Here is a 12260-nt window from a genome sequence, read left to right as displayed (position 1 = left end):
AATCTAAATCGCTCTTACTTCAAAACGACGATTTTGCTTCCCTTTACTTTTTACTTTATCAATAACAAGTGTTCCTATTTCACTTGTGCTTTTCACATGTGTGCCTCCACAAGCTTGTTCGTCTAAGTTTTCAATTGTAACAATGCGGATTTCTTGGATAGTAGTTGGCAGGAGATTTATTGCTGTTTTAATCATTCCTACAGCATTTTCTGCTTCTTCGCGGCTCATATAACGAGTGGAAATTTCTTTATTTTGCTTAATAAGTTTATTCACTTCCTCAACAATTTCTTCTACTTCCACGCTCGATAACTCTTGTAACTCATTAAAATCGATACGTGCTTTATCAGGATAAATTTGATTTCCGGTGCATAGAGCTCCATACTTTTCATAAACAACAGCTCCGATAAGATGCAGTAAAGAGTGATGACGCATTAAATTATGACGTCTTTCCCAATTAATCTCTAATTTAACTGGACCTAATTTTACTTGAGCTTCATCTTTTATATAGTGAACTATTTCTCCCTGCTCCTTCTTTACTTTTTCAACTTCAAATACAGACCCATCTTGTACAATGACACCCGTATCACATTCCTGTCCTCCACCAGTTGGATAAAAAACTGTTTCTTTTACAAATACTTTATTCCCTTCCACTCTTATCACTTCTGTCTCGCAACTTGTTTTGTATGCATCTTCTAAATATAATGCCGTTTTCATACTCTCACCTCTTTAGTAGTTATAGTTATACCTACTAATATAAAAAATAATATTCATACAGTCAACTTATATTTCAGAATTTTTAATTTCAAACAAAAAAAGCCTTTTATAATAAGGCTTTTTTCTACATGCTATTATTTATTTTAACTGTAAAGTATTTAATATGTTTCCCTCCAAATGCTCCCGTAAAGTAGAACCTGTATACTCTTCCCTAAATGCCCCTGCCTTCACAAATAAAGGAATGACTTCACTAAAGAATAGATTTAGTGACTTGGGAGGTCCTCCTGGAATAGCAATAAATCCATCTAACGCTCCGGCCTCAAACCTATCCATAATTTGCTTCGCAACGTCTTTTGGTGTACCAACCGCAACCCAATGAGCCGATCCAACAACTTCTGGTCGCTCTAGTATTTGTTCAACTGTTGGTTCATTTTTAATAATGAAATGCCGTAATAATTCTGCATGTGTTTTACTACGTACAGTTTGATCCCGACTTGGCAGCATCTCTTCGGTAATTTTACTTTCTAGCGGAATCCCCCTCGCATCTAATCCGAGAACCATTTCAAGTAACGCATATCTCTTCTCTTTTGTGAGATGTTGATGAGCTTGCCTATGCATTTCTAGCGCCTCTTCATATGTATCACCTATAAAGAAATATAATCCAGGTAATACGCGTATAGCATCTTGCTTTCGGCCATGCTGTTCTGCTCTTCTTCTTAAATCTTGACGAAGTTCAATTCCTGACTCTACATCTGGCGTTGCGGCAAAAATTGCATCAGCAACAGAAGCAGCAAAATTCCGACCAGACTCTGAAGCACCAGCTTGAAATAATGGCATTTCTCCTGATATATGCTGCGGAATATTAAGTGGACCTTTTACCTCAAAATATTCACCGCTATGTTCAATTGGCTTAGCCATCTCTCTAATAACTTCAGTGTTATCTATTTTCAACACTTCATAAGGATGGCTCCTCCAAAGTTTTCTTACTAACTCTGTACATTCTGCCGCTTTCGCGTATCGTTCCTCAGATGATGGCATCTCTTCCTCACCAAAGTTTTCAGCACCGTCAATGGATGTAACAATATTCCACCCTACTCGGCCGTTACTAATCCAGTGTAACGATTGTAATTGCCTTGCTAATATATATGGTGGATAAAACGAAGTTGAAGCAGTTGTAACGACTCCAATTTTTTCTGTCGCATAAGCAATAGCAGTAAACAGTAACGTCGGGTCTAAAATGACATTCCCTTTATTACGAGCAATTAAATCTGGGTGCGCCACTAAATAATCGGCTTTAAAAACAAAATCTAACTTAGCCTTTTCTGCCTGTAGTGCCAACTCTACTTGTTCATCAATTCCGGAATTAAACTCATTCTCTTGTTCTTTCTTTCTAGAAATTAAACATAATCCAATGCAAAGTTGATTCTTTGTAGACATATATACACCATCCCCTTGTTTTTAATTCACTTAGTTAAACAAATATTGCTGTCATTATGAAATTCTGTTCTTATGAAAATAGATAAAATGATATTGATAATCATTATCATTTTATGATGTAACTGTAATAAAAGCAATAACAAAAAAGACTCCCACTTTTGGAAGTCCTTTATCTCAATATTTCATTCGCTTCTTTTTCATAAATTTTATCAAATGACGTCATAACGCGCTGTGATGCTTGAATCATCTTTTGATCCGTCATAAGATCGGCCATCTCTTTCGTCATATCTACATTTGAATTTTCTAGCATATGATTTTTTACTATTCCTGTTCCGTTCGGTAAATTAGCAATGTTTCCTTCTGCTAGTGTAAAGCTTTTATTTTCACGTTGCACGAGACGAGCATTCGTTTCTGCATCTACTGTTTTTGTTTGCAAACGAGCAATATTATTTTGTGTTACTTCATCATATAATGTACCGTCTGCTTGTACAGCAACCTTTGCTCCTTCCGGAATACGAATACGCTCATTATTCTCTCCCATTACGAAAGCACCTGAAGATGTTTGTAAATAACGATCACTATTTAATGTGAAACTACCATCTCTCGTTAAAAACGTTTCATCATTTTTAGAAGTAACGAAAAATGATGTTGTGCCGGCTGCGCCGTCATCTAAAAAGAAATCTGTAGCGCTATTTGTCATTTGTATATTTCCTTGTACTAAATTCACATGTGTTGCAGCTGGTACTACAGCATAATCGACCAAACCGATATTTGTTACCGCCCCATCTCCGCGGCGATATGTGTCTTGTACATCAAATACTTTAGACGTCATATTTTCTGCTTTAAATCCTGTCGTTTGAGCATTTGCAACGTTATTCGAATGAACATTAATTCGCTGCATGTAGTTCATCATACCCATAGAACCTATATAAAGACCGTTCATATTCGTTTGAATAAGGCAAGCGCCTTATTCTTCACCTCTTTTCTACGATGTTTGTAACATTTGTTTCGCTAAATGTTCAGCTGTAGCGATATGTATATTTTTCCTTATGTCTTGGCCGTCTGTCATTAATACAATAGGAGCTGATGATACTGCTGGAATTTTCAACAATTCACCACTACTTGCTGTTTCATCAAATTTTGTAAACACAATACCATCTATATGAATATCTTTAAAGTTTGTAATGATTTCAATCATATCTTTACTTTTCATCGAAGCTGATAACGTTAAACAAATATAATCTGGCTCTACTTGTCCCATCGTTTCAATCATTTCTTCTACTGTTTCTGTCGTACGATAATTTTTTCCGGCTGTATCAATTAAAATATAATCGACGCGCGCTTCTTCTTTAAAATACGTAAGCGCTCTTGTCATTGCAGCTTCATCACGCACAGCAATTACTTCCGATCCAATTATCTTTACGTTATCTTGCAATTGCTGCACTGTCCCTATGCGCGAATGATCTGTCGTTATAAAACCAACTGTTTTGTTCTTACCGTGAAATTGCCATGCCATTTTCGCAAGCGTCGTCGTTTTACCAACACCAGTTGGACCGATTAATGCAATTGTTTGTACTTCTTTTTCAAAGACGTTTTCCGTATTGAAATGAGATTTCATATCTTCCAATATGTACCTAATAACTTCTTCTTCCGTAATCATCGTTGCATTTTCAAACTTTATTTTTAACTTTTCAGCATATGCATAAATGAAATATTGTTCCACATCGTTTTGTTCTAGCATCCGAATTACCTTTTGAATAATAAACGGTACAGATTCTTGACTTTCTTTCTTTGGAACTACTTCTTCTTTCTTTACCGGAACGACTTGTTTCACAACTTTTTTCTTTTTCGGTACTTCCGTTTCTTTCGTCTGTTTCACCACGACAATTCCTTTTTCAAACAGCTTTAATAGTTTTTCTTTTTTTCTTGCCCATTCTTCACTATTTCCTGTTTGCATTGCCGCGTATGACATAGGAGTCGTTACGTTTTCTAAATTGTGCAGTACTGATTGAATTCCATTCGCCTTCACAATTTGTTCTGAAGGATCATTCACAACATCCATTAACTGTTCATGAAATTGAGCTGTACCTTCATTCACTTCTTCCTGTTTTTCTTCTGGAAAAGCAACTAACATTTCATAATCCTTTTTCCAGAAAAACGGTATATTTCGTTTTACACTTTCATCGACAACGTAATAATAATCTGTACCATATTGGTCAAATAACTTTCGATACAATTCATTTTTCGAAGCTGCTTTTATTCGCATTAACGCTTCTTTCTTTTCTGTACTTTCCATTACTTCACCCCCTACTATTCAATATAGGCAATTTGATCCACAACAATTTCTGGTGCTAATTCGCTAATACAAAGTACTTGTGCTTCTACTTGATAACGTTCTAGCAGTCTTACAATTGCAAATCTAAAATCTTTTCTACGTGTTAATAACACTGGTTCTCTTCCCATTAAACGTGCTTGCTTAAAGACGCGCTGCACTTGCTCAACGACACGTGTTTCTAAATCTAAATCCCAGTTTAACAAGTAACCTTGATATGAATTATTCACAACATCCGCATCTAACTCAATTGAATCAGAGAAGAGCGCTGCATAAATTTTTCCGTCCGGATTTTTCGCATTTTCACAAATAACTTTTGAAATACATTCACGAACAAATGATGTCACACCATCAACGTGATTTTGATTCACTTCTTTTCCGTCAATAATACCTTCAATAATTGTTGGTAAATCACGAATAGAAATACCTTCTTTTAGAAGTTGTTTAATAACATTTTGAACGAGTGATAAATCAATTTCTTTCTTCTTAATCTCTTCTAATAGAACGCCATTATCATTTTCAAGCGAGTTAATTAAGTCTTTTACATGTTGGCGCTGAATTAATTCATGCAGATTACGCCTTACGACAACATCTAAATGTGTAATTAATATGCTAAGTGGCTCTAACACTTGATAGCCTTTCATTTGTGCATCTTGCACCATATGCTCTAAAATCCAATATCCATCTTCGCCGAAAATTGGATCTTTCGCTGGTTCTGCATCTAAATCAGCCATTACGTTCGGTGTTTTTAGTGCTAATAAATAACCTGATTTTAAAACACCTTCAGCCGCCTTCGCACCTTTAATACGAATAATGTAACGACCACGTGGTCTAAAGCTCGTATTATCTTTAAAGTTAATTCCAGGAACGTTAATACCAAGGTCAGTAATAATCGACTTCCGCATAAGAACAACTTTATCACGAGCTGTTTCCCCGTTAATTTTCTGCTTTACAAGTGCTGCTAAATCTAAACCGAGTTCTACAATAATCGGATATTTATCCGTAAATACTCCGAATGAATCTTCCACTTGTTGCAGTTGCTCATCTTCACCTTGAATCATTTCTAATTCTTTTTGAAGCTCGTCTTCTTTTTCTTTCTTTATTCGATTTTTATTACGAATGCCTAAGAAGATAATCGTTCCACCAACGAGTGCGAATGGTAAAAACGGTAGCGGAGTAAAAATACCCATTGCAATAAATAAACCACCTAGTGCATATACAACGACTTCATGCGCTAATAACTCTTTAAAGATACCTTCTGTTACTGTATCCGGTGAGCCGTCAAATACACGCGTTACGATAATACCTGTTGAAATTGCAAGCATTAATGAACCGATTTGGTTTACGATTCCGTCACCGACAGTTAACTGTGTATAATGAAGAGCTGCATCTGCAAAGCTCATTCTTTGCTGCATCATGCCGACAATTAAACCGAAAATAATGTTTACGAATAAAATGACAATCCCGAAAATAACGTCCCCTTTAATGAACTTTCCGGCACCATCCATCGCCCCGTAAAACTCTGTTTCCATATTTAATTTTTTTCGTTTTGCCTGTGCATCTTTTTCTGAAATAATACGCTGGTTTAAATCAGCATCGATAGACATTTGTTTCCCCGGTAAAGAATCAAGTGTAAAACGAGCTGCTACTTCAGCTGTACGAGATGCACCGTTTGCAACGATAAACTGAAATATGATTAATACTGTAAAAATAACGATACCAATTAATAAGTTTCCGCCAATTACGAACTGGCCGAACTCTTCAATAACATGACCGGCATTTCCATCTGTCAAAATCGCTCGCGTCGTCGAAACGTTAATCGATACGCGGAAAATCCCGATTAATAACAACATCGTCGGAAATGACTTTAATTCATCCCACTCGTTAATACTTGTCGCTCGCATATAAATAAGTACTGACATACTTAGTAGAAAAACGATAATGATATCAAGTATAAATGGTGGAAGTGGAATTAAGAGCGCCACTACGAATGACGCTGCTAAAAAGATAGAAAAATAGGTTCTTGCAGAATCTATCTTAAACAAAGAGATCTCCTCCAAACGCGCTATTATACTTCAAGTTCATTCGTCTGAATTAAATAGCGCATAACTTCAATTACAGCTACGTATAAATCTTCAGGAATCGTCTCATCTTCCTCGACTTGATAATATAAAGAACGAGCAAGCGGACGGTTTTCCACCATTGGTATTTCTTGTTCACGGGCAAGTGTTCGTATATATAATGCGAGCTCATCTTCCCCTTTTGCAACGACAATTGGTGCTGCATCAACGTGTTTATTGTAACGAAGTACGACCGAAATATGAGTCGGGTTGTTGACAATAAACGTTGCGCCATCCATCTTCTTCGCAATTGTTCCTTGCAAGATCGCATGCATAAAGTTTTTTCGTTTCCCTTTTACTTGCGGGTCCCCTTCATTATCTTTATGCTCCCTTTTTACTTCTTCTTTTTTCATCTTAATATCTTGTTCGTACTCCCATTTTTGATAAATGAAATCAATAATGGAAAGAATGATTAAAATAATTAAAATGGCTAAAAAGATAAATTTAATTTGGCTAATAATTTCAGTAAGTGACGCTGTCCAGTTAAATCCAATCATACTAACAATCTTCTCTAAATTCTTTTTAAAGAGAACGTACGAAACGTAACCGATTAATCCCATATAAAACAGTGATTTCAAAATATCTACTAAACTTTTACGACTAAACAATCTCGTAAAATAGTTTTTCGGATTAATACGTGACGCTTTCGGTTTAATGACTTTAGAAGAAAATAGGAAGCCGACTTGAATCATATAATTGAATAAATGAAAAGCATATACGAGTATTAATATCGGAGCCGATACTTTCAGTAATAAAATCCCCATTAAATAAAAATACTCGGTTGAATCTGTATTTTTTCCAATTTGATCAAACAGCACCGCTACGGAATTTGCAATCTCATAACCTAGCCAATCCCCGAAGAAATAAACGACAACTGCTAATACGAGAATGGAAAATAAATTATTTAAATCTTTACTCCGGGCAATATTCCCTTCTTCACGCGATTTTTTACGCTTCTGCGGGGTGGCCTTTTCTGTTTTATTATCCTTTGCCATGCGCGTCCCCCTACTTCGTTAAGAAAAAGTTAAATAGTTTCGTATACTCTTCAAGTAATACATCCGTCATATTTTTAAACACATAACCGAGCATCGGTACACTCATCGCAATAAACAAAATACCGCACGTAATTTTAATTACGTATGCATTCATAAAAACGTTTAATTGCGGAGCATTTTTTGCAATTAAAATTAGAACAAAGTTAATGATGAATAAACTTCCCATAAGCGGCAGAGCAATTTCAACCGCTGATGTGATCGCAAATAATAACGTTGCGAGTAGACTATCTAAAAAACTAGTCGTCAACAATTTTGAAATCGCCTCTGTATATTGAAACGACTTTAAAATAGTGGCAACGAAATAGTTAATGCCGCCAAGTGAAATAAAAATAATGAGAAAAAATATATCAAAAATGGTTGATAGTAAAGTAGACTGTGAGCCCGCATTTACATCAAACAAACTTGCTTGTGATAAACCGATATCAAAGTCTAAAATATGCCCTGCCATTTTCGGAATGTTCCACAGCATCTCTACAATTTTTGAAAGTGATAAACCAATTACAATTTGCGTTGCTGCATAAGCTGCAACGTCCCAAACTGTCTTGATGTGAGAGACATCCACTTGATCGGCCACTGTAATTGAAAGAGCAAGTCCAACTGTAACCTTCGCCATTGCTGGAATGGATCGGCCTGAGAAAAACGGTAAAAAATATAAAAATGAAGTAATGCGACAAAACGCAAAAAACGTCGCCGCCCATAATTCCATATTCATTTCAGTTCACCTATCTTAGTACGAACGCAATAGCGATGGGATTTTATCAAATAAATCTAAAATAAGCATCGTTAACTCTTGGAACATCCACGGACCTAAAATGATAATAACGAGCACAATACTCGCCATTTTCGGTAAAAACGTCAGCGTTTGCTCTTGAATTTGCATCATTGCCATAATAACCGCGATAATAATAACGACAATCAGACTTACAACGGCAATCGGCATTAAAATCATAACCCCTTTATAAAAAAAGGTTTGGAAAATATCTATAATTGGTGACGTATTCATTTATATGACTCCTATCACATAGCATCAAGCGCTTCAGGCGACCGTCTTAAACATAATATCGACGATTTTTGTATATCCACCTAAATATACGAAAACGAGTATTTTAAACGGTAAACTTAAAATCATCGGCGGTACCATCATCATCCCGAGGTACATTAAAAGTGTACTAATAATCAAATCTATAAATACAAACGCTAAATAAATGAACATCCCTGTTAGTAAACCTTTTTGAATTTGCGTTAACGTAAAGGATGGTACAAGTGTAAATAAGGAAAGATCTTTCAAATCTTTCGGCAACTCTTCTCCGCGTACTTTCAGCATCATTTTCAAATCATGCTTATACGTATGCTTTGACATATATTCTTTCATAATAGGAGCTGTCGTTTCCGCAGCTTGACTTACTGTTATTTTCTCTTTTGTCATCGGATCCCACACATCGCTCTTCAGTTGCCCGAGTACAGGCTGCATCGTAAAGAGTGATAAAAATAATGCAAGTCCAACAAGCACTTGGTTTGGTGGTAAATTCATTACCCCAAGTCCTTGACGTGTAATCCCAAGAACGATCATAAAATAAGTAAAATGTGTAAATAATAGAACGATAGAAGAAGATAATGATAAAAGGGTGACGAGCGCAAATAGTTGTACACTTGAATTACTCGTAAACTCTTTTCCATTTTCGAAATTAATAAAACCGTTCGGGGCCGCATACGCTGGATTTACAAAAATAATTGAAAAAACGATAGAAAATACGAAAATAACGGCTAATAATGATAACTGTTTCTTTATTCTCATGATGGATCCTCTACTTTTTTCGTTTCAGTCTTCACCGCGTCTTCTAGTGCTTGTTGAAACTGATTTCCTGTTCCGGTTAATTGCACAGACTGTACACCGTTATTACTAATAACAGTGAACACTTGCTTTCCGTCCACTTCAAATAAAAAGGCACTCGTTTGATGATTTAAATACACGCCGTCTTTTACTTGAATATGGCCATTTTCACCCTGCTTAAAAAACTGCTGTTTGCGCGTCTTTTTTGTCATATAATATGCACCGTAACCGAGCGCACCAAACAGTAAAACGACTTGAAATAAGGTCGTCATATACGACATATGACTCCTCCTCTACTCTTTATCTTGCATTTGACTTTGCGCTTTCATAAGCGCCGCTTGTTTCTTATCAGCTTCAATTTCAGAAATGATAATACCGAATTTCTCGTCCATTACGATTGCTTCACCGATGCCGACTTTCATATTACTTAAATACACATCTACTTTATGTCCTAAGTTTTTTTCTACTTCAAGAACATCGCCAACTTTTAACTGCTTTACATCACCAAGCGTAATAGATGACTTTCCAAGCTTTACACCAAGTTCAATCGAAATATCTGAAACAGTATCAATATGTGCTTTGCCTGCTTCATTTCGCTTTCCTGCAAAATCTTCTAATCCCATTAATGACACAGGAGATACTTCATGCTTCATATGGATCCTCCTACTCTACAAAACTTTTAAATAGGAGCGCCTTACGCGTTCCGTCTTTTCCAATAAAACAATTAAATTTATGCTTTCCATCTACATAACCAAGTAATTCATCCGAAACTTTCGTATGAAGCGGAATAATATCGCCTTCTTCAATTTGTTCAATCTCACTCATTGTCATTTTCTGCTCACCAATTGCAACGTGAACAGGTTTGTACACTTGATTTACTTTCACTTCCACTTCAGACGTATACTTCCTACGTTTATCCGAAGAATGTTCGACAATATTTTCAGACGTTAACTTATCCATAATTTCTTCAACAGATAAGAACGGAATCCCGATACGCACCGTCGTATTCCAAAAATCTGTTTTCATATTTACATTAAGTAATGAAATGATATCGCTCGCTGTCGTAATCTTTAATGCATTCGGATCTGTTTCCGTCGTTACAAATTTCGGTTCAATCGCAACAACACTTTCAAATGATTGCTCTAAATTTTTACAAAGAAGCAAGAATATATTATCAAGCGTTAAAAACTCAAATGCTGTTAACGGTCTACGCATCGTAAAGTTACGCTTACTATCTCCGCCAAGCCAACATTCATGAATATAAATAACGAATGCTAAATCAATCTCAATAACAATTTCTCCAAGCTCTGGTAAACCGAGATCAATTACGCAATATAAATAATAATCTTTCGGCATTTTCTCCACATACTCACTCGTAAATGGAACTTGTTCAACTGTTGAAGGCTCTAGTTCAATTGGAATACGCATACGCGCTGATAACGTCTGTGACGTCTGTTTTCCAAACGTAGAAGCAATCGCTTGCAAACTACGTAAATGCTCAACACCGAACTTCTCTGGTCTATTAAAATCATACTCTTGAAATTTCTCTTGCTTTCCTGCTTCTTGTGCGAAAGCTGGCATTTCCTCGCCTTCATTTACCGCCTTCAGCAGGGCATCAATTTGCTCTTGGCTTAATTTTTCGCCACTCATGACAATCCCCTTCCCTACCTTTTCAATTCAACGATTTCAACGTACATCTTTCCATTCTTCGTCAAAATCTTTCCGGTTCCAATCTCTTCATTCTCAAGCATAAGACGCACCGTATTTTTCGTTGAATTTTCAAGACGATACAATGTACCTTTCGTAATATGAAGCAGATCTTCAATTTTCTTTTTCGTATTTCCGATTTCAAAATAAATTGTTAACGGAATATCATCTTGTAATTTCAAATCTAGCCAACTCCCATATCATGTTCACGAAAATTTCATGTTCTCTCTATATATGAAACTTCTTATTTTGAAACGTCGATATTTAATATTTTTTTAATATATCCTTGCGTTTCTTTAAATGGCGGTACGCCTCCGTACTTCCTCACATTCCCAGGACCAGCATTATAAGAAGCAAGCGCCAATACTAAGTCGCCGTTATTTTTCTTTAAATAACCGCTTAACTCTTTTACGCCACCTTCAATACTTTCAGCTGGTGAAAAGGGATTCTTCACACCCATCTCCTTCACATTCGCTGGCATAAGCTGCATAAGACCCATCGCACCTGCATGTGACACCGTTTTCGGATTAAAATTAGACTCTACTTCAATCATTTTTTGAATTAACGTTTTCGGAATTCCGTATGTACGACTTACACGATCAATAATATCCTCATACTTCCCTTCATTGGAAGAACGTATTTTTTGAATATTATACTTCTTCGTTAATTCCCACGTATCAACAGCCTCATTTTTCGTTTCTGGGAAACGTCGTTCAAACTCTTTTTGCGCAACTTGCACTTCATCTGCTTTCTTCGTTTCAGCCTTTTCTTCAGGCTTACTCGCTTCCTCTACTTTATTAATAGTTTCTACCGGTTTATTAACAACCGCTTCTATTTTCGTAGATTGTACCGGCTGACTCATATCTTCTACTTTTGCCGGCTGCGTAGTAGCCTTGGTCTCCTTCGCAGGTTCACTCTGCAACTTCTCTTGAAAACGACTACTAACGAATGCTTGTGGACTACTTAGCTTTTGCTGAATTTGCCCTTTCTTATATGCAAGCACTTCTTTTACTATATTTCCAACTATCATAATATCACCTTTTCGGTAAACAAAGATAATCTAA

14 protein-coding genes are annotated in these 12260 nt (G+C 36.2%); all 14 read right to left on the bottom strand.

Annotated elements, in window-relative coordinates; translation table 11 throughout:
• Nucleotides 1-3: 3 nt before the first annotated feature.
• Complete coding sequence (locus C4S65_RS18900; protein ID WP_103945388.1) at nt 4-714, bottom strand: alanyl-tRNA editing protein; 711 nt, start codon at nt 712-714, stop codon at nt 4-6.
• Between the two features lie 138 nt (nt 715-852).
• Nucleotides 853-2151: an NtaA/DmoA family FMN-dependent monooxygenase gene (locus tag C4S65_RS18895; RefSeq protein WP_098838415.1), complete on the bottom strand. Its 1299-nt coding sequence runs from the start codon at nt 2149-2151 to the stop codon at nt 853-855.
• Between the two features lie 169 nt (nt 2152-2320).
• Nucleotides 2321-3094 (bottom strand): flagellar basal-body rod protein FlgG, encoded by a 774-nt coding sequence (locus C4S65_RS18890; protein ID WP_098838414.1) that lies wholly within the window; start codon nt 3092-3094, stop codon nt 2321-2323.
• 42 nt (nt 3095-3136) lie between these two features.
• Entirely contained in the window at nt 3137-4447 is a 1311-nt protein-coding gene (gene flhF, locus C4S65_RS18885) for a flagellar biosynthesis protein FlhF (protein WP_098838413.1), read from the bottom strand.
• 14 nt (nt 4448-4461) lie between these two features.
• A complete protein-coding gene (gene flhA, locus C4S65_RS18880; protein WP_098838412.1) occupies nt 4462-6528 on the bottom strand; it encodes a flagellar biosynthesis protein FlhA in 2067 nt (688 codons plus the stop codon).
• A 23-nt stretch (nt 6529-6551) separates the two neighbouring features.
• Nucleotides 6552-7598 (bottom strand): flagellar type III secretion system protein FlhB, encoded by a 1047-nt coding sequence (locus C4S65_RS18875; protein ID WP_001040120.1) that lies wholly within the window; start codon nt 7596-7598, stop codon nt 6552-6554.
• 10 nt (nt 7599-7608) lie between these two features.
• Nucleotides 7609-8370, bottom strand: coding sequence for a flagellar biosynthetic protein FliR (locus tag C4S65_RS18870; protein WP_001055717.1), 762 nt, complete (start codon nt 8368-8370; stop codon nt 7609-7611).
• Between the two features lie 15 nt (nt 8371-8385).
• Nucleotides 8386-8661, bottom strand: a complete 276-nt coding sequence (locus C4S65_RS18865; RefSeq protein ID WP_001098080.1) for a flagellar biosynthetic protein FliQ — start codon at nt 8659-8661, stop codon at nt 8386-8388.
• Between the two features lie 33 nt (nt 8662-8694).
• A complete protein-coding gene (locus tag C4S65_RS18860) occupies nt 8695-9453 on the bottom strand; it encodes a flagellar type III secretion system pore protein FliP (protein ID WP_001220582.1) in 759 nt (252 codons plus the stop codon).
• Complete coding sequence (locus C4S65_RS18855; RefSeq protein WP_000121178.1) at nt 9450-9770, bottom strand: hypothetical protein; 321 nt, start codon at nt 9768-9770, stop codon at nt 9450-9452. The genes C4S65_RS18860 and C4S65_RS18855 overlap by 4 nt, the downstream gene beginning before the upstream one ends.
• A 12-nt stretch (nt 9771-9782) precedes the next feature.
• A complete protein-coding gene (fliN, locus tag C4S65_RS18850) occupies nt 9783-10142 on the bottom strand; it encodes a flagellar motor switch protein FliN (RefSeq protein ID WP_000680010.1) in 360 nt (119 codons plus the stop codon).
• A gap of 10 nt (nt 10143-10152) precedes the next feature.
• Entirely contained in the window at nt 10153-11139 is a 987-nt protein-coding gene (fliM, locus tag C4S65_RS18845; RefSeq protein ID WP_000012361.1) for a flagellar motor switch protein FliM, read from the bottom strand.
• A 14-nt stretch (nt 11140-11153) separates the two neighbouring features.
• Nucleotides 11154-11378: a flagellar motor switch protein FliN gene (locus C4S65_RS18840; RefSeq protein ID WP_000775712.1), complete on the bottom strand. Its 225-nt coding sequence runs from the start codon at nt 11376-11378 to the stop codon at nt 11154-11156.
• Nucleotides 11379-11440: 62 nt separating this feature from the next.
• Entirely contained in the window at nt 11441-12226 is a 786-nt protein-coding gene (locus C4S65_RS18835; protein WP_088349673.1) for a lytic transglycosylase domain-containing protein, read from the bottom strand.
• Nucleotides 12227-12260 lie beyond the last annotated feature (34 nt).

Source organism: Bacillus sp. ok061, from assembly GCF_900108285.1.
GTDB classification, from domain to species: Bacteria; Bacillota; Bacilli; order Bacillales; family Bacillaceae_G; genus Bacillus_A; species Bacillus_A thuringiensis_S.
This window is presented reverse-complemented; position numbering and strand designations above follow the sequence as displayed.

Bases quoted from the DNA above. Each gene is read 5' to 3' on its own strand.
- C4S65_RS18900 (WP_103945388.1), bottom strand. From the start codon at position 714: ATGAAAACGGCATTATATTTAGAAGATGCATACAAAACAAGTTGCGAG.
- C4S65_RS18895 (WP_098838415.1), bottom strand. From the start codon at position 2,151: ATGTCTACAAAGAATCAACTTTGCATTGGATTATGTTTAATTTCTAGA.
- C4S65_RS18890 (WP_098838414.1), bottom strand. From the start codon at position 3,094: ATGAACGGTCTTTATATAGGTTCTATGGGTATGATGAACTACATGCAG.
- flhF (WP_098838413.1), bottom strand. From the start codon at position 4,447: ATGGAAAGTACAGAAAAGAAAGAAGCGTTAATGCGAATAAAAGCAGCT.
- C4S65_RS18875 (WP_001040120.1), bottom strand. From the start codon at position 7,598: ATGGCAAAGGATAATAAAACAGAAAAGGCCACCCCGCAGAAGCGTAAA.
- C4S65_RS18870 (WP_001055717.1), bottom strand. From the start codon at position 8,370: ATGAATATGGAATTATGGGCGGCGACGTTTTTTGCGTTTTGTCGCATT.
- C4S65_RS18865 (WP_001098080.1), bottom strand. From the start codon at position 8,661: ATGAATACGTCACCAATTATAGATATTTTCCAAACCTTTTTTTATAAA.
- C4S65_RS18860 (WP_001220582.1), bottom strand. From the start codon at position 9,453: ATGAGAATAAAGAAACAGTTATCATTATTAGCCGTTATTTTCGTATTT.
- C4S65_RS18855 (WP_000121178.1), bottom strand. From the start codon at position 9,770: ATGTCGTATATGACGACCTTATTTCAAGTCGTTTTACTGTTTGGTGCG.
- fliN (WP_000680010.1), bottom strand. From the start codon at position 10,142: ATGAAGCATGAAGTATCTCCTGTGTCATTAATGGGATTAGAAGATTTT.
- fliM (WP_000012361.1), bottom strand. From the start codon at position 11,139: ATGAGTGGCGAAAAATTAAGCCAAGAGCAAATTGATGCCCTGCTGAAG.
- C4S65_RS18835 (WP_088349673.1), bottom strand. From the start codon at position 12,226: ATGATAGTTGGAAATATAGTAAAAGAAGTGCTTGCATATAAGAAAGGG.